Genomic DNA, 20,291 nt, shown 5'->3' on the forward strand with positions numbered 1-20,291 from the left:
CCCAAGACGTGCTATCGCAAGGCACGTGCTTGCTCACACAAGGTATGCTGGTTCATGGCAAGCTCCAGCGCAGCGCCTGTTACGGATAACGCGCTCGACATCGTCGAACGCTCCATGGCCGAGAACGGCCCGCGGTCCGCCGCACGCATCACGAACCAGGTCTTCCAAGACTTCACGGGAATAGACTCGTACGATCTACCAGGCCTCCTCCTTCGAGGCGAGGAAGTTTCTGAGCTGACCGGCGCTAAGCACCTCCGAGACCAGCTCGCCACGCTGCTCGACTGTCGCCGTGTAGACGCCGGTACGCTCCTCGGTGCTAGTGAGAGCCGTTTCAGCCGCAACGACAACCTGGACCGAGACATGCTCGACCGCGCCCACGCCATCATCGACACGTACGTACATGTGGCCGCTGCCATCGGTCCCCCCAACGCCACGCGTTGGTTCAAAACACCCCATCCAGCGCTCGACGACCAACCCCCCAGCCGGCTCCTCAAGACCCAATACGGCCGGAATCTAGTCAACGATCTGGTCGAAGCGCTCCTGGCAGGCACTTACGTTTGAAAGCCTACCGACTCGTTCACGCTTTCGAACTAGCGAAGAATCCACCCTTCAAGCCGAGCCCCAACCGCCTGGGCCGCTGGACACACGACTACGCAGCCGCGTACGCCAGCGAACACCTGGCACTCGCTGCCCTGGAGATCCTCTGCCAATGGTCCGCATTCGCCGACCTGAACTGGTACAGCATCTTCGCGTTCAATCTCGAAGAGGGCGACGTCGAGACCGCCCTCGACACCGACCCAAGACTCGACATCAGAGACAAGGTCGCCACCCAACGGTTCGGTGACGAATGGATCCGCACCGGGCGCTCACTCGCGTTACGCGTTCCCAGCGTCCGACTGCCGTACAGCAACAACTTCCTCATCAACCCCGACCATCGAAGCTTCAACGAGACGAACATCGAGCAGCTAGGTGAGCTCCACTGGGACGAACCTATCGGCAGGCTGATTGCCGCAGCCAAGGCGAATCAGCGTAAGAAGTAGGAACGACACCGAACCTACCGTGAACAGCGGGTCCTGCAGTACGTTCATGGCCGGCCGTTGGGCGCGAGGGGCACGTCATGGCCATGAACTGCCGGGCGGCCGGGCGAGCCCCAGTAATCGGCGCGCGTCGGCTCTCGGTCACCGCGGCGACATGTGCTGAACATGTGTTATGGTGCCGCACATGAGCAAGATGATTCAGATCCGAAACGTGCCCGACGAACTCCACCGTGAGGTGAAAGCGCGAGCGGCTCGAGCAGGAATGAGCTTGTCAGACTACCTCCTGCGCGAGGTTGAGCGTACGGTCGCCACGCCCCCGGTGGACGTAGTGCTGGCGCGTATAGCGGCGAGAGGGCGGCCGCTGCTCGAGGAGACCCCCGCCGAAGCCGTGCGGGCCGAGCGAGAAAGCGAGCGTGAGGTTGCGGTGGCTGAGCGAGCCGCGCGTTGATAGTCACCGACGCTTCGGCCCTCATAGATCTGCTGCTCGGGAACGCGGGCCCTGCGGGAGAGGCGCTAGCTGCGAGGTTCCAAGCGCGCGAAGTCGTCTGCGCTCCGCACCTGATCGACGCGGAGGTCGGGCAAGTATTGCGGCGCTTCACACTGCGCGGATCGATGTCCCGCGCCCGGTCGTCGGCAGCCATCCAGGACCTCATCGACCTGCCGATCGAACGCTTCCCGCAGGCCGCGCTCCTACCTCGAGCCGTTCAGTTGATGGACAACGTCACCGTCTACGACGCGCTCTACCTCGCGCTTGCCGAGGCGCTCGAGTGTAGCCTCCTCACCAGTGACGAGGCATTAGCGGGCGTTCCGGGTTGCACGACGACGGTCGTGGTGTTGCGATCGGGCGGCTAGGCCGGGCCCTGGCCGCGAACGAGTCATCCCAGGAGCATAGTCCGTGTTGAGGAGCCGGGGTTGCAGGCTTAGCGTGTTCCTAGTTTCATTGGTTCAAGGTCAGGACTTGAGGGCGATGGGCACGGGGAAATGGACCCGTGGGAAACGGGCCCGTGGCCATGAGGCTCGTGGGCAACGGGTCCGGCCCAACGGGCGGAGCAGCAGACAGAGTTGGCGCCACCGGAGGCGGATGCCGGCCGCCTCTTCAGCAGCCGGCTGGTGAAGACCGTCAACCCGCACCTCGACTTTCGGGGTGACGCCCGTGAGGCTTGCGAGTTCAGCTACCTGCCCACCATCCGTGACGGCGGCGGCGACACCACCGGAGTCGCGGAAGCGGAACTCGATTGGGTGAGGTACGTAGCGCTGCCCCTTACTTACTGCTGGCGTGTCCCCGATGGGCAGCGACATGACTTACTCGTGGGCGGCCGGCTTCAGCATCGGCAGCAACCACTACATCTCGATCGAGACTGATGACGTGGAGGAGGCGTTGGACCCGCTCGCTGGCCTGAGCGGCGGACGTGGAGTTGCACGACCTCAGGGCTACTATGAACCCCATGGCTAAGCACCTGGTCCATCAGTTCCGCGTGACACTGCTAGACGTCGAACCTACCGTGTGGCGGCGGATCCAGACGCCCGCTGGGTATTCGTTCTGGGACCTCCACGTGGCCATCCAGGACTCGATGGGCTGGTTCGACTCGCACCTGCACGTTTTCCGCATCAAGAAGCCGCGAGGGCGGAAGGTGTGGGAGATCGGGATTCCGGACGAGTTCATGGAAGGAACGCTGGCGGGATGGCGAACCGCCGTGGCGGACTACTTCACCGAGCCGGGCGCGACCGCGCTTTACGAGTACGACTTCGGGGATGGTTGGCGACACGAGATCCTCCTGGAGGGCGTGCTGCTAGCAGAGTCCGCCGTCAGGTATCCAACGTGTCTGGCTGGGGAGCGAGCGTGTCCGCCGGAAGATTGCGGCGGCCCCCACGGCTACGAGGAGCTGCTGAAGATCATCCGCGACCCGAAACACGAGGAACGCGATGAGTACCTGACTTGGCTAGGCGGTCAGGCGCCGGCGAACCGGCCGTTCGACCCCGAGCGGTTCGACGCAGGCGCGGTGGTCTTCGACGATCCTTATGAGCGGTTCTTCATTGCGTTCCAGTCGGACTGATCGGGTACGTAACGGCGCGGTCTGCCGGTACTGCTGCCCAGGGCCGGAGCGCTACTCGAAGCCCCGCCGCGTCATCACGCCCCACTTCCCGCGGCTCGAGCGGATCTTGAACATGGCTACGACGCGCACCACCGCCAGCCATTGCCGGTAGCCGAGGTTCTCCGTGAGGATGGCCACCATCAGGCGGTAACGATCGCCGGCGCCGCGCGGCGAGTGCGGCAACGCCTGATCCAGCGCGGCGCTCGCGAGGCCCACGACCATGCCGTAGAAGACCGTGAGGCCGAGGAACGCCAAGACGAAGGCGGCGTCGAGGGCGCCGAGGATCGCGAGCACCAGGATGATGAGGTAACCAAGGACTTCCATGATGGGCGTTATGCCCTCGACCAACCAGACGTATGGAACAGCCACGAGGCCGATGCGGCCGTAACGCGGCCGGAACAGCATGTCGCGGTGCCGCCACAGCGTCTCCCACAAGCCGCGATGCCAGCGGTCGCGCTGCCCGCCCAGCACCTTGGCGGTTTCGGGAACCTGGGTCCAGCAGACGGGTTCCGGCAAGAACTCGAGGCGGTACGCCTCGTGCCGGTCGCGGTAGTGACGGTGCAAGCGGAAGGTGAGTTCGAGGTCCTCGCCGACCGTGTCGACCCGCAGGCCGCCGACCTCGATGAGCGAGGCGCGGCGGAAGATCCCGAAAGCGCCCGAGATCGAGATGAGGCAGCCGGCAGCGCTCATCGCCGTGCGAGCGGCCATGAATGCGCGGATGTACTCGAGTTGCTGCCACCGCGCGATGAAGTTCCGTGGACTGCGCGGGCGCGTGACGGCGCCGCCCACGACGTCCGCCTCGTTGACGACGCGGATCGTTCCGCCGACGCCCCGCAGTTCGGGCGCGTCCATGAACCGCGCGCCGATCTTCATCAAGGCCGCGGGATCTATCAAGCTGTCGGCGTCGGTAAGCACGACCAACGGGTAGCGGGCCTGCTCGAGGGCGGCGTTGAGCGCGTCGGCTCGGCCCCCGTTTGCCTTGTCGACCACCAAGAGGTCCGGGTACGAGCGGCTCCGGTAGGCGGCGCGCACGTCCGCGTGCGGCGCGAAGCGCCTTGGGCTCGGCTCGGCCCTAACGAGCTCGAACGCGCCGGTCAGCACCGCCAACGTGTCGTCCTTGGAGCCGTCGTTGGCGACGATCACCTCGAACTCCGGGTAGTGCATGGCGAGCAGGCTCTTCAGGCTGCTGACGATGGTGGCCTCCTCGTTGTAGGCCGGGATGAGGAAGCTCACCGGCAAATACGCCTCGGCCCTGGTCAACACGGTCTCGGAGAGGGTCCGCTCGCGGCCGCCGAAGAGCAGCATGGTGCGCGCCGCCAACACGATCGCGACGATGTTCACGGTGTTCACCAGGAAGAACACGAGCAGCGCGAACAGCTTCAAAGCCAGCGGAAGAACCACGGGTCAGGCCTGAGCCTGCGCCGGCAGTGTTGCGGCGGCAGACAGCGGAGTACCGGACGCTGCAGCGGCCGGGTCGCCATCGCCCCAACTCGCGATCCGCGCCGAGTCGCGCGCGAACCGGTCGGGGTGCAACTCGATCGCGGCCAGCAGCATCTGCCACCCCTTCGTGCCACTGTCACGCGCAGCCTTTGCTGCGGCAAGGCGCACCTCGAACGAAGTGTCCCCCAGCAAGCGCCAAAGCGTGGGCAGGCCGCTCTCCGGCGGAACGCTAGCGAGGGCGTGAGCCGCCTGAACGCGCACCCCTTCGTCCTCGTGGTGGGTGGCCGCCAAGATGACCGTCTGGCACTCCTCGGGTGCTACCCCGATGGCGGCGAGCGTGCGTAGCGCGGCGGCCAGGGCCTCGCCGGTCAAGCCTTCGAGGAGCGCCGAGCTGACCACCGCGACCGCGCCCTCGGGCTGCATGATGGCGAGCGCGTCCAACGCCGCCGCCTTGATCGGCTCGGGGAGGTCGCTGGCCAGCAGCTCCTCGCACACGGCGAGCGTGCCGTCGCCGGCGTTGGTGAGTACCCCCGCCAGGAACGGGCGCGCAACGCCGGCGCGCTCGGCCATCCCGACGTGCGCCGTGATGACCTCGATAACCGCGCTTACCAGGTCACTTTCGTGCGGCGCTTCGCCCAAGCATCTGCACGTGCCCAAGAGTGCTGCACGAGCGTGCGCGAGTTCGTTGCTGGTCGCAGCTTGCAGGAAGAGCGGTAGGGCCTCCGCAGGGGCCTGCCACGCGAGGCGCTGCAGCGCGGCCGTTGCGCGCCGCGACGGCCAGCCGCCGCCATGCACACTTACCGCCCGTCGCCACCCGCGGCTCCCCCTGACGCGGCTCGCGACGGCGATGTCGTTAGCAGTGATTCCGGTTTCGTGTAGCGCTAGCCTCACCGCCACCGCAGCTTCGCCCGTCAACTCGCGCAGCACGGCCGCCGCCGCCTCGCTCGCTGCCACGAGATCGCGTCTTCGCACGCTTGGTTGCGCCTCGCCGCTGGCTCCGCGCACCCAGGCCAGTTCCCACTCCCCGGCCCTGCGCCTGACCGCGGCGGCCGAGAACGCTTCGCCGGCCAGTAGGCCAACGTGGAGGACGGCCATGATGGCCAATGCGACGGCGACGCCACCGAGGGCGAGTTCGAGTGACCACCAAGCCCGCACCGGGTTGAGCGTCTCGCCGAACCACAGCACCAAGCCGCCCATCGTCGCCATCACGGCCACCGCCGCGATCACCGTCGAGAGGAACACGGCGACTACTCTCGGCCTTTGCATTCACCCCTCGGCAGCGCCGGCCGCGCGCTCTACGCGGGCCATCAACACACTGACGTCCACCGGTTTCGTGATGATGTCGACGGCGCCCGCCGCGAACGCCCGACGTGTCTGTTCGGCCCGCACCAAGTTGGACACGACGACGACCGCCAACCCGTGCTTCCCGAAGTCAGCTACGCGGTCGAGCCCGTTACCGTCCGGCAAGTGGATGTCCAGCAGCACGACGTCGGCCGCAGGACTTACCGCAAGCGCGGCAAGCGCCGAGTTGAGGTTGGAGAACTCCGTTACCGACCAACCTGCGCGCCCGAACACCTGCTGCACGATCAGCCGGAACGCCAAACTATCATCGACGACCCACAAGCCGCGCTTTGGCACCGCGTAACCCTCGCTCATTGATTGCTGCATGTTACAGCGTGTGCTCGCGAACGAGAAGACGACGCCGCTGAGCTACCCGCTCCCCTCCGCGTAACGGCGGCGTCACGCCTGAGTCCGTAGCCTCGCCCCGTACATCATCGTTGCGAAGGAGGAGGCTCATGTACCTGATCGTCGGAGCAACCGGATCTCTCGGAGGGCAGGTCGCCAAGGCCATCCTGGCCAGGGGTGAGCGGGTGAGGGCGGTCGTAAGGCCGGAGTCGAGCTCACCGTTGCGGCGCACGGGGCGCTTCACCGACCCCGGCGAACTCAGGGCGCTGGGCGCGGAGCTGGTCGAGGCGGACCTCAAGCGACCGGAGTCGTTCGACTCGCACCTAGTGGGGGTCAAGTCGGTGCTGATGACGGCGTCCGGAACCAAACGGGCGCCTCCGGATTCGACCGCGGCCATCGACGCTAACGGCGCCGCGGGGTTGGCTGCAGCCGCCAAGCTGGCAGGCGTCGAGCACTTCGTCTACATGTCGGCGCGCGGCACCGGCCCCGACGCTCCCGAACTGATCCGCGCGAAGTGGGAAGGCGAGAACGCCATCCGCGCGACCGGCCAGACGGCCACGTTCGTGCGGCCGGCGATGTTCATGCAGGATTGGATCGGTTTCGTGCTAGGGGCGCAACTCCAGGGCGGCACGCGCATCCAACTCATGGGCGAGCACGACGCGGCCAAGTGGTTCGTCGACGAGGGCGACGTCGTCAAGCTGCTCACCGAGATCCTCTTGGCGGGGCCGCCTGACTCGGGAGAGTCGACCACCGTGATGGAGTACGCCACCGACAGGGCTTCGCATGGCGAGATCATCGCAAGGATGGCGCGCATCTCGGGCGTCCCGCTCACCGTCGAGCGGCTTCCTATCGGTCAGCCGGTAACGACCGTGGCGGAGCCGGCCGCCGGGGCGCTCACGCACTTGCTGGCCGTGGCCGCCGCGACGCCGCCGGCTGAGAGCTTGCCGCCGGAGGTGACGCAGCGCTACGGCATAAGGCCACGGACCATCGACGACTTCTTGCAGAGGATGCTCGCGGCGGCGCCCTCCTAGACGAGCGCGAGCCGCGTGTAGCCACCGGAGCCGGCGGCCTCACGCCGGCTCCACCTCGGGTTGACGAATCCCGCGCTTCCGCGTGGCCAGCACGAAGATCGACGTGGCGTAGGCGATGACTACCCCGAGCGACACCATAGTCAACCTGCTCTCCGGGAACAACCACCAGAACAGGGTCACGAGCCCCGTCCGCAGGATCGCGTGGATGGTTCCGATGGGGTGACCGATGACCCATGAGAACACGATCCAATGAAGCCCCAAGCCGATGCCCAAAGTGAGCGGCAGGTACTGCGGGTCCAAGAACACCACCGTGAAGTGCACGGCCCAGAGGAGGTTCACCATCAACACGGACATCCCCATGAGCTTCGCAAGCGGGTTGGTATTACCGATCAGTGACTCGCCAAGAGGCTGGGAGAGAAGCATGGCGAGAGGAAACATGGTGCCGGATCCGAACAGCAGAACGAGGTTCGCCGTTCGCTGCGGCAGGAACAGCGCCGCAATACCGACTATCGTCCAGACGACGGCGCCTGCTATCGGCAAGGCAAGCGAGCGTCCGGCCTGGCGCTCATAATCTGCTCTGAGTGCAACCAGATGATCCTGCATCGTCTTCCTCCGGAAAGTCCCCGAAGAAGGTATCACAAGGGCTAACTCGCCCGCTTCTCTCAGAGGCTACTCGTCCAGCAGGGGGATATCGGCCCGCACGACGTAGCGCGCGCCGGCAGGGTGGAGGTGGCTTCCGATCTTGTGACGGATTCAGGTAGCCGCTGCACTCACGTCATCCAGCCGCCGGAACGGCCGGAATGCTTCCCGGGAGCCTCGTCCATGCCTCTTGGTGCCAGCGCGCGTTAGCGGTAGTCGGTCCCCGAAGCGGTGCAGATGATGTCGACGGCTACCGGGTCCTTGTTCTTGTCGAGTACACTCACTATGCCTAGCAATTCAGCCTCTGCCTTGACCAGGCCGCCGCCGGACCTGAAGGTATCCGCCCTTATGTTCAAGCTCGAACTGGTTAGGTAGGAAGGGGTTTCAACGGCAAAGGTGATGTAAACGTCACGCTCGATAGTCTCGGTGACGGAGAGCGGTTCGGCGCCAGCCCGGAGCTCGAAGGTGTAGTACGACCCGCTTTTCGCGCGCGGGTAGAGCCCCACTCGCGCGGCTGGGCTTGTCTCCGACGGTCCGTTCGACTCGAGGTGGTACCTGAACCTGACCCGCAGGTAGCCATCCTGACCGACGAGCGTACGGTCCTCAGGGACCACGGCGATGAAGTCATGGGTCTCCGTTTTCGCGCCGCCGTTGTTGGACTGGGCTGAGACCTTGCGGTACGAAGGAGCGCTCGCCACGCCGTCGCCGTACTCGTCAAGCCGGATGCTCTCCTCACCCAGGATCTTCTCGCAAAGGTTCGGGTCGACGGTGCCCTCTCCTACGTTCACGGTCGCCTTCCCGTCAATGGCGACTTCTAGTGGGACGGGTAGGCTCATGCCGAAGAGCTTGGCGTGTACGAAGGCGTAGAAGGTCTGTTCGCCTTCGTGTTCTGGCAGGAAGTCGGTCTGGCACTCGAAGGTGGTCTGCCCGCTGCCGGCGGTGACGTCGACGCAGTTCGGGCGGCCGTTCTCGAGGGTGAAATCGCCGGCTCCTCCTTCCTTCTTCCACAAGATCTCGATCTTCTCTACGGAGTCGATGCCCAGGTAGGTGACTGGGTCGAGTTGGATGTGGAAGGTGGCAAGTTGGCCGAGTTCGTCGTCGCTGCCTGGTGTGACGCTGGTTGGGGTGATGATGAAGGTGCCTCTTGGCGATTGGGCGAGCGGCTCGTTGACGAGGTCGAAAGACAGTGCGTTGACCTTCAGTTTGAGGAGCTTGATGACCTTCTCGATGTCCTTGCCGATCTTGGCTTGGGCGAGCAGGCTTAGGTCGAAGGTGGACGCGTAGGCGGGGTTGGCTGCCTGGGCGTAGGTGGTGGCCAGGTCGAGCTTCTGTTTGGCGCTGGCGGTGAAGCGCAGCGCCTGGACGCGCAACCTCTTGGACCAGCGCGTGCCGATGGCGACGTCGGCGAAGGCGTAGGCCGAGAACTCGGCTTCGACGCGGAACTGCTCGTCGATGGCGGGGAACTTCGGTGTTACCTGCGCTTCCAGGCTGGCGTCACCGGTGGCGTAGTTGGTGCAGTCGCCGCCCGATGCGGGGCAGGTGAGGCCCATCTCGAGGCTCGCCTTGCCCGTGGCGCTGGTCTGCAGTCCGAGTTGCGCGAGGGCGAGTTTGCCCGTCAACTCGAAGCCGGTGCCGACAGGGACTTGCCCGCCGATGATGAAGGCCAGGGGTCCGCCGATGGGGATGGGGATCACGAAGAGTTCAACTTCGCACTTGAGTGAGCCCTCGAACGCAGCGGTGATGGTCGGTTCGAACTTGAAGGCGGCGTCGACGCTGCCGCTGGCGGCCAGCTTCTTGAGGCCACCCTCGGAAAGGTCGTAGTCGATGTCGAAGCTGAAGGACGGGTTGAGGGTGAAGGAGGGTGCGGCGGCGAGTTCGACGTTGAACGTCGTGTCGGTCGTGCATTCGAACGAGCCAAGCGCGGTGGTGCCGGTGACCTCAGTGGTGGTGAGCGTCGGCTGCGGGGCGCGGATCGCGACGAACTCCATGGCGCCGTCCGCCAACTCGCGCACTGCGTACGCCTCCTGGATCTCGTCGTTGATGACGGCCTCGACCTGGCTCAGGTCGAGGCTCTCGCTTACCTTGAGTGCCACGAAGAGCGCATCTAGCGTCACGATCTCGAGCGTCACGAGCTGTTTGGACTCTGGTTGTTTCGTGCTGGCAATTACTCGGCCGCCGACGGGCAATTCACCTGTGCCCACTACCAGGTCCCCAGCCTGCAGGGCGTCGACGCCGGTGAGCGTGACCTGGTATTGCCAGCCGAGGTCGTATTCGGCCTCGGGGTCGACGGGCTCGATCTCTCCGGCTACCTGATCGTCGGAGACGAGCACGGCGCCTGGCACCGGCTGCGCGACTACTATCAGAACGGGCGCCGACTCAAGGCCCTTGGCGCGAGCGACGACGTAGCCGGATCCCAAGGAGCCGGCTGCGGTGACTTTTCCGGCGTCGTCGACGCTAATGACATCGGCGTCGGAGTGCCAGGTGACCTCGTCTTCGGTGGTGTTGCCGCTGCCGTCGAGCACCACGGCCGACAGTTCGATCGAGTCACCCGGCGACGTCAGCAGCGCGTAACCTGGCTTCACCACTATGCGGCCGGTTGGCATCGGGGGTTGGGTCTGGGTGCAGGCGGCTAGAACAAGCGCTAGTAATGACAGGGCCGCGAAACGCCTCATCGCTTCCTCCTTGACCGGTGTCGGCTAGGTCGAGGCATCGTAGGGGGCCGGGCGTTACGCGGGCGTTACGCCCTCGTGGCGGGTCGGCCAGGGCATGCCGGACTGCTGCGGTAGCAACCAACCGCTTGGCTTGGCCGCCGGACGACCTCGCCTGCTTCTCTGGCGAGGCTACTCGTCCAGCAGGGGGATATCGGCCCGCACGACGTAGCGCGCGCCGGCAGGCTGGAGGTGGCTCTCGATGAGCTGCAGTTCAGTCACGGGCCACTCGCCGAACACCTGCAGCCGCGGCAGTCGCTCGGGCATCCGTTGCGGCACGCGGAACCTCGCCAGCGTGATGTGCGGCCGGAAGCGCTTCTCCTCAAGCGTGAAGCCGGAACGCTTTAGTTCGGCGGCCAGGGAAGACCGCATCGCGATCAGCGCGGGCACGTCGCCCGTGAGGCCGGCCCATAGCACCTTCGCGCGCTCCTCGTTCGGGAAGGCGCCAAGGCCCTGGGCGATGAGGCGCAGCGGCTCCGCGTAGCCCTCGGTGGCCACGTAAGCGGCTTCCTCGGCGTCCGCAACTCGCCGCTCCTCCACCTCGCCCAGGAAGGCCAGCGTGAGGTGGAAGTTCTCGGGCTTAACCCACTTCACGCCCCTGACGTCGGCGGCGGTGCCCACCCGGGCGAGGTTCGCACGCACGCTCTCGGGGATGGAAACAGCGATGAACAGTCGAGCCATCCGTTCACCATGGCGCAAAGCAGGGCGAGGCGGTGTCGCGCGCGCTCTCGCGACTTGATTCCCGTCACGTGCGTGTAGCCTGAGGCATGTTTCGGACATCGATCTACCCCGTCGTTGAAACCGGACGCGAATCCGCGGGCCACGCATGAAGAAGCTTGTCGTCATCGGCGGTGACGCCGCCGGCATGTCGGCCGCCGCGCGCGCCAGCCGCGGCGCGGAGCCGCCCGAGACGGTGGTGTTCGAGCGTGGCGAGTACACGTCCTACGCGGCATGCGGCCTGCCGTACCACGTGAGCGGCCTCATCACCGACCCGCAGGCGTTGGTGGCGCGCACGCCCGAGGAGCACCGCGCCAGCGGCATAGACGTGCGCATGCGGCAGGAGGTCTTGAGCATCGACCCCGAGGAGCGCTCGGTGACGGTGCGCTCCCTGGACGATGGGCGCACCTACCAGGAGAGCTACGACGAGCTGCTCATCGCCACGGGCGCCTCGCCCATCGTGCCGAAGCTTCCCAACGTGAACGCCAAGGGCGTGACGACCATCAAGACCATCCCCGACGCCGTCGCGCTGGACGCGCTCATCCGCGAACGCACTCCGCCGGCCGCCGTGGTCATCGGCGGCGGCTACATCGGCCTGGAGATGGCTGAGGCGCTGGTGGGTCGCGGCCTCGAGGTCACGCTCATCGAGATGCTGGAGCAGCCGATGGCGACGTTGGACCCCGACATGAGCGCGCGGGTGGCCGACGCGTTGCGGGAACTCGGCGTGTGCGTGCACCTGGGTGTCACCGCGACTGGTTTCGAGGTGGATGGTGAGGGTTGGGTGCGCGCCGTTGCCACCAGCTCGGGCGAGATTCCAGCGGAGTTGGTGGTGCTCGGGCTCGGCTTCCGGCCGAACGTGAGCCTGGCGGTGGGGGCGGGCGTTCCCCTCGGACCCAGCGGCGCCATCGCGGTGGACGCCCGCATGGCCACGCGCACGCCTCACGTGTGGGCGGCGGGCGACTGTGTGGAGAGCCTGAACCGCGTGAGCGGCGCGCCCGTCTGGGTGGCGCTCGGCACGCACGCCAACAAGCAGGGGCGGACGGCCGGCACGAACTTGAGCGGGACGCCGGCGCGTTTCGAGGGCGTCATAGGCACCGCCATCACGCGCGTCGGTGACGTCGAGATCGCGCGCACGGGCCTCAGTTCTCGCGAGGCGCAAGCCGCGGGCTTCGCGGCAGTGGCTAACACCATAGAGTCGGGAACCCGCGCTCACTACTACCCGGGCAGCGAGTCGCTAGCGGTGCGCGTGGTGGCGGAGCGGGGCAGCGGGCGGCTTCTCGGGGCGCAGATCGTCGGCGGGGCAGAGTCCGGCAAACGCATCGACGCGCTTGCCGTGGGCGTGTGGAACGGCATGACGGCCGCCGAGTTCAGCGGTCTCGACCTGGCGTACGCCCCGCCGTTCGCGCCCGTTTGGGACGCCATCCTCATTGCCGCGAGGCTCGCGGGGGAGAAGGCGTGGGAGTCGGAGCGACCGATTTCGACGCTGTAATCACTGCCCTGGAGCCGTTGGCCCAGGGCTTGGACGACGAACTGATAGCGCGGTTTCCCGGAGTGTGAGCCCTCTAGCCACATCAGTATGAGTTGGAAGTTCGAGCGTCCGTTGCCCGCACACGGCAGTAACCGTATCGTGTGCCGCTCCCCGGAACGTGTAACAGGGTTCCGTTGAACGTAGCCGTTCATACCTGCGGTGCGCCGCAGCCCACGGCAACACAAAAGTAGTTCGTACCGGGGTTGGGCAGTCTTGACATTCGACCCAATCGTCCACATAATGCGTCCAACGTAAGAAGTACTACAAGTAATGAGGGGGATGCATATGCGCGTTCGTAGCTGGACCGTAACGGCCTTCCTGTTCGCCTCGCTCCTTCTTGGGGCGGCTAGTAGCCAAGCCTACAGGGTTGGCGCCAAGGTGGCCCCCGGCACCCTCGTGGACTTTCCACTGGTCCAAACCGTTACTGGAGAGACCATAAAGAAGGGTCTGCCAACGGTGGTCATCTTCGCGAAGGTCAAGGGGTGTCCGCTCTGCGAGGCGGTGCCCGAGATTGCGACCAGCTGGATACGGAAGTACCAGAACCTGCAGGTCTTCGTGGTCGAGACCAGTTCACCGCGCGTAACGGTGGAAGCGTGGGCTCAGGAGCATGACGTTCCCATCGTCTTCGACGCCGACTCGAGCTTCAAGGATGCCTTCGAGACCAACCTCACGCTCCTGTATCTCCTGGACGAGAGTGGCATGGTTCGAGACAAGGTGCGCCCGAAAACCCGCCGGCAGTGGGTTGACTTCGATCACCAGCTTGCGCGCGCCGACAGCGGCGACTGGCAAGCGGTCGACGACAACGCCGTCGTCTTGCCGGTAATCGGCGGAGTGGCGCGCTCCTCACCAGTGGTTCCTCTCGGCACCGGCGCGCCCGCCCTTGTGATCGTCGGGGACGGTTATTGCAGCTTCTGCCGGGAGATCGTGTCGAGCGGTTTGCAGAAGGCGGTCAAGAGACTGCTCGACGAGCAGCCGGACATGGGCGTCTACCTTCTGGAGCCGAGCCTGGAGTCGATCGCTGAGGGGTTCTACGGTTTCGCGCCTTACGTTGACTACGGTCCCCGCGCGGTTTTCGCGGAGTACGCCGAGCTCTTCGGTGAAGAAGCCGCTGGCGCTGACATCATGAACTACTTGAGTACCGGGGAACCCCCTAAGGGCATGTTCGTGCCTACCACCGTGTGGCCTGACGATGGTTGGGCCGATGGGGTGAGCATCGTTCGCTACGAGGTCGGTGGACCCGATGATCCGGTCACCACGTGGGGTTACGGCGAGAAGGACTTCGGCGTGCTGGTGTTCGATGGTGAGGGCAGGTACCTTGGACCCGCACCATTCTTCACGGGTGAGACGGGCAACATGCTGGTTCTGACCGTCAAGAAGCTGCTCGGCATGCCGTAGCGATGAGACGCTGCCGTACTGCGGCTGGGCTGCGCCGACCGACCAGGAGCCGAAGGCTTCACCGGCGGGAGAGAAAACCGTGGTCGTTTAGTTGGCGTTTAGCAGGTGTTAGCAGTCTATTTCCTAGCCTCCTCTCACGGTTCCTACCAAGTTCGAACCGTCCGAGGAGGAAGGATGATGATGACTACCAGAGTTCAGCAACGGGCGGCTCTTCTAGCGAAGCTCATTCCATTGGTGGCCTTGCTGTCCTTGGGCCTGGCAGTGGGTCAGACCTACGTGTTCCAGCGATTGTTCGACGCTGAGACGCTGGACCCGCTCAACTACGACTCGCCGTGGGGTCAGAGCGTCATCGAGAACGTCTACGAGACCCTCTATGGCTACGAGGGCGCCACCATCCTGTTCAGGCCGGCGCTGGCCACGGGTCACGAGCTCTCCGATGACGGGCGCACGCACACCTTCCGCCTCCGTGAGGGGGTGAAGTTCCATAGCGGCAACGGGTTCAGTTGCAAGGACGTCGATTACTCGCTGAAGCGGGCGCTCATCGTCGACCCCGGTTTCGTGGGCCAGTCGCTTATCGGCACGGCCACCGACGCGTTGACGGAGCTGGGGGAGGCCGGGACCGACGCGGCCTACGCGGACTACTGGAAGCGGATCTCGGGCAGCGTCGAGTGCCTGGGCGAATACACCGTAGCGATCCATTCGCTGGTGCCGGATCCTATCCTGTTCGCTGGCCTGATGAGCCCGCAGTTCGCCATCGTCGACAGCGCATTGGTCATCGCGAACGGCGGCTGGGACGGCACGCAGGCTACCTGGCGTGACTCGATCGGTTCCGACCTTAGTGAGGGGTACTTGCAGAACCACGATGGCGGCACGGGAGCCTTCCGGGTCGTTAGTTGGGAACCTGGAGTGCGTTTGGTAGCCGAGCGGAACCCGGAGTACTGGGGCGCCAGGCCACAGATTCAGACCATCGTCTACGAGGTGGTGCCGGACGAGGACGCCCGCATCGAGGCTCTCCTCTCGGGCGCTGCAGACCAGATCGACGTGCGCTTCACGCCACTGTCGGACCTCGAGGGCAAACCCGGTGTCAAGGTGCTCGACCCGGCGCGTGACCCGACGCTGCCTTCCGGGGTCCGGGTGGTGGGCGCCATCTTCCTGAACCAGCAGATGGGAGGGGAGGAGAACCCCTTCATCGGCAGCGGAGAACTCGACGGTTCGGGCGTCCCACGCGACTTCTTCTCGGACGTCGACGTCCGCAAGTGCTTCGCCTACTCCTGGGACACGGGTGAGGACGATCCGCAGTACGCCGGTGACGGCACCTTCTATCCGAACATGATCCTCCTACCCTCCTTCTCCGCTTACGATCCCGGCATCCCCCACTACAAGTTCGACCTGAAGAAGGCCGAAGAGCACTGCCGGGCTGCTTGGGGCGGCCGCTTGTGGGAGAACGGCATGCGCCTCGCCGTGCCGGCCGACGACTGGGTCGGCGCGACCTACAAGGCGACCCTCGAGGCCATGAACCCGAAGTTCACCATCGAGCTCAAAGAGATCACGCCGGAGCAGGCCGACCGCGTGTGGGCGGAGATGCAGATGCCCTGGGCTACCCCGGCGGGCTCCGCAACCTTCCCGGACGCGTACGCTTTCATGGCGGACTGGTACCAGTCGTCTACTTCCATTTCCGCCCGTTTCGGCTACGCGAACGAGGAGATAGATCGCCTCATCGCCCAGGCGCGCACCGAGTTCGATAGTGCGAAACGCGATGACCTGTATAGGCAGGTCGGACGGCTCGCCTACGAGGACGCGCCGTTCGTGCTGCTCCCCAGCTTCCCTTACGCTCTAGTGGTGAGTGACAAGGTCTCGGGCGCCTACAGGAACCCGATGTTCTCCGAGGTTCGCTGGGCCGACCTCGTCAAAGCCGAATAGCCCGAAGACGCTTGCATGCGGGGGAGAGGAACCTCCTCGGCCCCTCCCCCGCCAGAGTTCACCCCGCACTGAGTTCACCGCGCACTGAGTCCACCGCGCACTGAGTTCACGCGCACGGAGTTCACCCTGCACGGAGCTCACCCACGGGAGTCCAGGGGCCCACGGCGTTCGAGCCGGCGGCGCCTTCAGCGGCCCGGAGACATGGTCCCCGCAGCTTCCATTCCGCTTCGCAGTACCCCTATACTCGGCGCATGCTTCTGCGCACCCTCGGGGGCGTGGCCATGCCGGAAGCCGGGTTCAGCCGTCCGAAACCGCTACTGCTGCTCACGTACCTGACGCTCGAAGGACCCCAGGAGCGCCGCTACCTGGCCGAGTTGTTCTGGCCCGGCGCGGGGCGGCCGCGCCAGAGCCTTTCGGTCGCGTTGTCGCAGTTACGCCAGGCGTTGCCGGGTGCGGTGGAGGGCGACGACGTGCGCCTGTGGGCCACCGTGGAGTGCGACGCACAGCAGCTCAGGGACGCGGTTGCTGAGCATGACTGGCGTGCTGCGGTCGAGTTGTACGCCGGGCCGTTCCTGGCGGGCATGGAGACCGATACCGGCAACGTGGAGCTGGAGGAGTGGCTCTACTCGACGCGCGAGCGGCTGGCGGCTCAGGCCGTCCGCGCGCTGCTAGAGGTCGCGAAAGAGACCCTTGCGGCGGGAGACTCGCGTGCTACTGCTCGGTTGTTCGAACGGGCCCTGGTGGCCTGGGCCTCAACGGGCGAGGACGATGCACAACTCATGCAGCGTCTGCACGGGTTGGCCCACGCGCTAGGCGATCCGGTTGCCGCCACCCTCGAGAGGGAGGCGGCTGCGCTCGGAATCGTCTTGGCGGCTTCGCCCACTACCGGAGCCGCGCCGATCAACGCCGGTGCCCTCGGCCTACCCACCAGCGCGGCGGCGTTCGTCGGGCGAGAACGAGAACTGGCGGAGCTGGAACGGCTGCTCGCGGAGGGCGCGCGCCTGATCACCATCACTGGGTTGGGCGGGATGGGCAAGACCAGCCTGGCGCTCGCCTTGGCGCGCCGCCTGGAGGAGCACAGCACGTTCGAGCAGGTCTTCTTCGTTCCCTTCGAGGCGCTGAGCGATCCTCAACGGGTACTTGAGCGGCTGGTCGCCGTGTTGATGCCGACCAGCACGGGCGACGACCCGTTGACGGCCCTGCGCGAGCGGCTTGGCGTTGGGCGGTCGCTGCTCGTGCTCGACGGTTTCGAGCACCTGACCGCCGGAGCTGGGCGAATAGCGGAGCTCCTCGAAGCCTCGCCGACCACTAGCCTGGTGGTTACTTCTCGCGAACCGCTAGGGCTCTCGGCGGAAACCCTCTATCCGCTCGCGGGACTCGCCCTTCCGCAGTCGGCCTCGGAGGCACTCGCCTCACCGGAGAAGTTCGGCGCGCTGAACCTGTACTTCCTCACTGCGCGGCGCCTCGACCCTCGCCTCGCAAAGGACGAAGGGAGCCTGGAGACAGCCCTCGGCCTCTGCCGGCTGGTCGTGGGTGCTCCCCTCGGGATCCAGTTGGCGGCGGGCCTCACGCGCGCCGTGGCGCCCGAGGAGCTACTGCAGCTGCTGGAAGGCGACATGGACGAGTTGGTGAGTACCGACTCCGCCGTGACCGAGAGACACGCAAGCCTGCGGGCGGTTTTCGAGCGGTCGTGGGGTCTGCTCTCCGAGGTCCAGCGCGGCGCGTTGGCCGGCTGCAGTGTGTTCCGGGGCGGCTTCAGCCGGGCTGCAGGTGCTGCCGTGCTGGGTTTGGACCTGAGGCGGCTCACTGCACTCATCGACAGGTCACTGCTGTGGCGAACCGGCAGGCGTTACGAGTTGCACCCACTGGTGCGGCAGTATTCGCTCGAGAAGCTCGCAACCATGCCCGCAGCCGACGAGTTGCGAGCCAGGCATGCCGAGTACTTCGCTGGACTGCTCGAGTCGAAACTCGCCTTCGACATGGCCGGTGGGCAATTCGACGCCTTCGAGGAGCTCGAGCTGGAGTACGACAACCTCCGGACCGCGTGGGAGTGGGCCATCGCCGCCGACCGCTTCGACTTGCTGGAGCGGATGACCCACATGTTCTCGCGCTTCTTGTTCGACCGCCGCACGGTGGAGGAGAGTGCGGGCTTGATGGAGGCGGCATTGGCGCGTTCGAACCCCGAATCGTTGCTGACGGCACGGCTATTGCGGGCCAAGGGGCGGCTCATGGCCAGGAGCAAACCGGCCGAGGCAGTGCTACTCCTTGAGCGCGCCGTTACGCTGGCTCACGAGTTCGGCAGCCCGGCTGATGCCGGGGCAGCACTGCACGTTCTCGGAATCGCCAACGCGTACCGGGGTGAGGAGACGTCAGCCGGCAAGGCATGGAGCGAGGCCTTACCGCTCTTGGAACGACACGATACCGAGCGGCTGCTTGGCGGCTGCTACTCGAACCTCACCCTCGTTACTGCGGATCCTTCGGAGAGTGCGCGCCTCTTGAGCGAGGCCATCTCCGCCTGTCGCAAGAGCGAGAACCTCTACTACCTGGCGACTGTGCTGCACAACTACGGTGTTGTTCTCTCCTCCACGTACGGCGATGACGCCGCGGCCTTGGAGCTCGGCTGCGAAGCGCTACTGATCGAGCAAAGGGCGGGCCGCAGACCCTACATGCTTGGCATGTTCCACAACGCGGTCGGTGAGTACCTGGCGGGACTCGGCGACTACGTAGCTCTAAGGGCGCACCAGTCCGAGGCGGCAAGCCTGCTCTTGACCCGCAAGCCCTGGGAGGATCACAAGTTCCGCAGTTACCTGGAGCACGACCGGCTGAAGTTCGTCGTGCACGACGTGCAAGGCGAGTTGGGGCTCGCGCGCCGGGTTGCAGCCTCCATGATGGGCGACCGAGACGTGTGTGAGCAACTAGCCTGGGCCGACTTGGCGGAGGGTGACGCTGCGGCGTTGCAGCTTCACCTCGGGAAGTTCCGCGACGCACGAAGCAGTTCCTGGGGTATCCGCAGCCAACGTTTGGGTGATGTCACCGACAACCTCTTGAGCGCCGGCGTGGCGGCACTGATGAACGCCGGCTCAAGCACCCACGCCGCGAACCCGGGAGTAGGCGAACTGCTGGCGGCCTTGCGCATCATCATCGATCTGACGTTCGTGCCGGCCGCGTTCGACGCCTTCGTGACCGCGTACCTGGTGGCGCCCGCCGCCGTGGACAAGGAGCTCTTGGAGCTGGCGGCCACGCAGCCGGCCGCCAATTACGGCTGTCGGCGCTGGGCGACCGAGCTCCTGCACCACTACCCCTCGCCGGTGCCGGTGCGGTTGGAGGGGGTCGCCGCCCCCGCCCCCTCCGCGGCTAAGCGCCTCGAGGTCGACGCAGTCATGAACCTGGCGCGCGACCTGATGTGGCGGTTGACTGCGGCGCAGGCGACACCCTCCCTACCCGCTTGATCGCTGGGGGAAGCGGAAGTCGGGCACGTGCTCGGAGGCAGAGGTTATCTGCACCGTCTCAGGGTGTGGTGAACGCACCGTGTCGGGCGTCATTCTTGAACGCCCGAACGTAAGGCCCCTGGAGCGCCCGCCAACGTTTACCAGCATGGGTAAGTATGCGGTTCGACTCAACCTCATGCGCGACTGATGTCGCGTGGCGACGAGCATCCACTCGCTCCCGTAGCTCCAGCTGCGTGGCGAACGGTGACTGGACCACCGCAACGCGATCTTTAGTTGAACCGTACTGGGTCTGGCGGAGGCTCCTCTCACTCGTTCGGAGCGAATAGAGCATGGCATCGAGATACGATTCTGAGGCTAGGGAGCGAGTTTTCAGGATGTAAGGCGGGCGTCGCTTGGAGGTTCCGCTGGAGCCTTCCAGGCTGCGTTCAGATACTTGTATGAACTGGTCGGCATTACAGTACTTCCGACACCAAGCGCGTTCCATTATCCTCGCCCAGTCAGTATCCTCCGCTTGGGGCAGGGACGCCATCGAACATGTACCCAATACTAGTGCTCGGAGAAGTCGAAGCTAGAGGCCTGACCTTTGGCGGTCGCTGAGAAGTGATGGACGGAGACTACATAGCGTTGAAGCCTCGGGGCCAAGCGCGG

Annotated in this window: 17 protein-coding genes; 11 read left to right on the top strand and 6 right to left on the bottom strand. The window is 65.6% G+C overall.

The annotated features are described in order from the left end of the window. The first annotated feature begins 54 nt into the window (after nucleotides 1-54). The 6 genes from ROY82_00130 to ROY82_00155 all read left to right on the top strand — a co-directional run bounded on the left by ROY82_00130 (nucleotide 55) and on the right by ROY82_00155 (nucleotide 3,091). Nucleotides 55-561 carry an MbcA/ParS/Xre antitoxin family protein gene (locus tag ROY82_00130; protein ID MDT3680868.1) on the top strand — a complete coding sequence of 169 codons (507 nt, stop codon included), beginning with the start codon at nucleotides 55-57 and terminating at the stop codon, nucleotides 559-561. After that, entirely contained in the window at nucleotides 558-1,040 is a 483-nt protein-coding gene (locus ROY82_00135; GenBank protein MDT3680869.1) for an RES family NAD+ phosphorylase, read from the top strand. Before ROY82_00130 ends, ROY82_00135 begins: the two co-directional genes overlap by 4 nt. A gap of 181 nt (nucleotides 1,041-1,221) precedes the next feature. Next, nucleotides 1,222-1,485: a hypothetical protein gene (locus ROY82_00140; protein MDT3680870.1), complete on the top strand. Its 264-nt coding sequence runs from the start codon at nucleotides 1,222-1,224 to the stop codon at nucleotides 1,483-1,485. Further along, nucleotides 1,482-1,889 (top strand): type II toxin-antitoxin system VapC family toxin, encoded by a 408-nt coding sequence (locus tag ROY82_00145; protein ID MDT3680871.1) that lies wholly within the window; start codon nucleotides 1,482-1,484, stop codon nucleotides 1,887-1,889. Before ROY82_00140 ends, ROY82_00145 begins: the two co-directional genes overlap by 4 nt. 210 nt (nucleotides 1,890-2,099) lie before the next feature. After that, nucleotides 2,100-2,399, top strand: coding sequence for a hypothetical protein (locus ROY82_00150; protein MDT3680872.1), 300 nt, complete (start codon nucleotides 2,100-2,102; stop codon nucleotides 2,397-2,399). 83 nt (nucleotides 2,400-2,482) lie between these two features. Then, a complete protein-coding gene (locus ROY82_00155; GenBank protein MDT3680873.1) occupies nucleotides 2,483-3,091 on the top strand; it encodes a plasmid pRiA4b ORF-3 family protein in 609 nt (202 codons plus the stop codon). Nucleotides 3,092-3,142: 51 nt separating this feature from the next. Here ROY82_00155 and ROY82_00160 read toward each other — a convergent pair whose 3' ends face one another. Genes ROY82_00160 through ROY82_00170 form a run of 3 tightly spaced genes read right to left on the bottom strand, consistent with a single transcriptional unit; the run spans nucleotide 3,143 to nucleotide 6,226 of the window. Then, nucleotides 3,143-4,531 (bottom strand): glycosyltransferase, encoded by a 1,389-nt coding sequence (locus ROY82_00160; GenBank protein MDT3680874.1) that lies wholly within the window; start codon nucleotides 4,529-4,531, stop codon nucleotides 3,143-3,145. Between the two features lie 3 nt (nucleotides 4,532-4,534). Further along, nucleotides 4,535-5,836, bottom strand: coding sequence for a HEAT repeat domain-containing protein (locus ROY82_00165; protein MDT3680875.1), 1,302 nt, complete (start codon nucleotides 5,834-5,836; stop codon nucleotides 4,535-4,537). Beyond that, nucleotides 5,837-6,226 (bottom strand): response regulator, encoded by a 390-nt coding sequence (locus tag ROY82_00170; protein ID MDT3680876.1) that lies wholly within the window; start codon nucleotides 6,224-6,226, stop codon nucleotides 5,837-5,839. A gap of 140 nt (nucleotides 6,227-6,366) precedes the next feature. Between ROY82_00170 and ROY82_00175 the strand changes: the two genes are divergently transcribed. Further along, complete coding sequence (locus ROY82_00175) at nucleotides 6,367-7,287, top strand: NmrA family NAD(P)-binding protein (GenBank protein MDT3680877.1); 921 nt, start codon at nucleotides 6,367-6,369, stop codon at nucleotides 7,285-7,287. A gap of 39 nt (nucleotides 7,288-7,326) precedes the next feature. Here the strand turns inward: ROY82_00175 and ROY82_00180 are convergent, their stop codons facing one another. The 3 genes from ROY82_00180 to thpR form a co-directional block, all read right to left on the bottom strand. Then, the gene (locus ROY82_00180) at nucleotides 7,327-7,827 is read right to left on the bottom strand and encodes a hypothetical protein (protein ID MDT3680878.1); all 501 of its coding nucleotides are present in this window, start codon (nucleotides 7,825-7,827) and stop codon (nucleotides 7,327-7,329) included. A 305-nt stretch (nucleotides 7,828-8,132) separates the two neighbouring features. Further along, a complete protein-coding gene (locus ROY82_00185; protein MDT3680879.1) occupies nucleotides 8,133-10,598 on the bottom strand; it encodes a hypothetical protein in 2,466 nt (821 codons plus the stop codon). Between the two features lie 168 nt (nucleotides 10,599-10,766). Continuing rightward, entirely contained in the window at nucleotides 10,767-11,315 is a 549-nt protein-coding gene (gene thpR / locus ROY82_00190) for an RNA 2',3'-cyclic phosphodiesterase (protein ID MDT3680880.1), read from the bottom strand. A 145-nt stretch (nucleotides 11,316-11,460) separates the two neighbouring features. On the opposite strand from thpR, the gene ROY82_00195 reads away from it, so the two are divergent. The 4 genes from ROY82_00195 to ROY82_00210 all read left to right on the top strand — a co-directional run bounded on the left by ROY82_00195 (nucleotide 11,461) and on the right by ROY82_00210 (nucleotide 19,643). Then, nucleotides 11,461-12,840, top strand: coding sequence for an FAD-dependent oxidoreductase (locus ROY82_00195; protein MDT3680881.1), 1,380 nt, complete (start codon nucleotides 11,461-11,463; stop codon nucleotides 12,838-12,840). Between the two features lie 324 nt (nucleotides 12,841-13,164). Then, nucleotides 13,165-14,274 carry a hypothetical protein gene (locus tag ROY82_00200; protein ID MDT3680882.1) on the top strand — a complete coding sequence of 370 codons (1,110 nt, stop codon included), beginning with the start codon at nucleotides 13,165-13,167 and terminating at the stop codon, nucleotides 14,272-14,274. Nucleotides 14,275-14,454: 180 nt separating this feature from the next. Next, nucleotides 14,455-16,194, top strand: a complete 1,740-nt coding sequence (locus ROY82_00205; protein ID MDT3680883.1) for an ABC transporter substrate-binding protein — start codon at nucleotides 14,455-14,457, stop codon at nucleotides 16,192-16,194. 251 nt (nucleotides 16,195-16,445) lie between these two features. Next, nucleotides 16,446-19,643 (top strand): NACHT domain-containing protein, encoded by a 3,198-nt coding sequence (locus tag ROY82_00210; protein MDT3680884.1) that lies wholly within the window; start codon nucleotides 16,446-16,448, stop codon nucleotides 19,641-19,643. The last annotated feature ends 648 nt before the right edge of the window (nucleotides 19,644-20,291 follow it).

Source organism: Truepera sp., from assembly GCA_032027045.1.
GTDB lineage: Bacteria > Deinococcota > Deinococci > Deinococcales > Trueperaceae > JAAYYF01.

What these genes read in the sequence shown, in the direction of transcription:
- ROY82_00185 (MDT3680879.1), bottom strand. Translation starts at nt 10,598, where the DNA reads ATGAGGCGTTTCGCGGCCCTGTCATTACTAGCGCTTGTTCTAGCCGCC.
- ROY82_00130 (MDT3680868.1), top strand. Translation starts at nt 55, where the DNA reads ATGGCAAGCTCCAGCGCAGCGCCTGTTACGGATAACGCGCTCGACATC.
- ROY82_00140 (MDT3680870.1), top strand. Translation starts at nt 1,222, where the DNA reads ATGAGCAAGATGATTCAGATCCGAAACGTGCCCGACGAACTCCACCGT.
- ROY82_00195 (MDT3680881.1), top strand. Translation starts at nt 11,461, where the DNA reads ATGAAGAAGCTTGTCGTCATCGGCGGTGACGCCGCCGGCATGTCGGCC.
- ROY82_00205 (MDT3680883.1), top strand. Translation starts at nt 14,455, where the DNA reads ATGACTACCAGAGTTCAGCAACGGGCGGCTCTTCTAGCGAAGCTCATT.
- ROY82_00210 (MDT3680884.1), top strand. Translation starts at nt 16,446, where the DNA reads ATGCTTCTGCGCACCCTCGGGGGCGTGGCCATGCCGGAAGCCGGGTTC.
- ROY82_00175 (MDT3680877.1), top strand. Translation starts at nt 6,367, where the DNA reads ATGTACCTGATCGTCGGAGCAACCGGATCTCTCGGAGGGCAGGTCGCC.
- ROY82_00200 (MDT3680882.1), top strand. Translation starts at nt 13,165, where the DNA reads ATGCGCGTTCGTAGCTGGACCGTAACGGCCTTCCTGTTCGCCTCGCTC.
- ROY82_00170 (MDT3680876.1), bottom strand. Translation starts at nt 6,226, where the DNA reads ATGAGCGAGGGTTACGCGGTGCCAAAGCGCGGCTTGTGGGTCGTCGAT.
- ROY82_00155 (MDT3680873.1), top strand. Translation starts at nt 2,483, where the DNA reads ATGGCTAAGCACCTGGTCCATCAGTTCCGCGTGACACTGCTAGACGTC.
- ROY82_00165 (MDT3680875.1), bottom strand. Translation starts at nt 5,836, where the DNA reads ATGCAAAGGCCGAGAGTAGTCGCCGTGTTCCTCTCGACGGTGATCGCG.
- thpR (MDT3680880.1), bottom strand. Translation starts at nt 11,315, where the DNA reads ATGGCTCGACTGTTCATCGCTGTTTCCATCCCCGAGAGCGTGCGTGCG.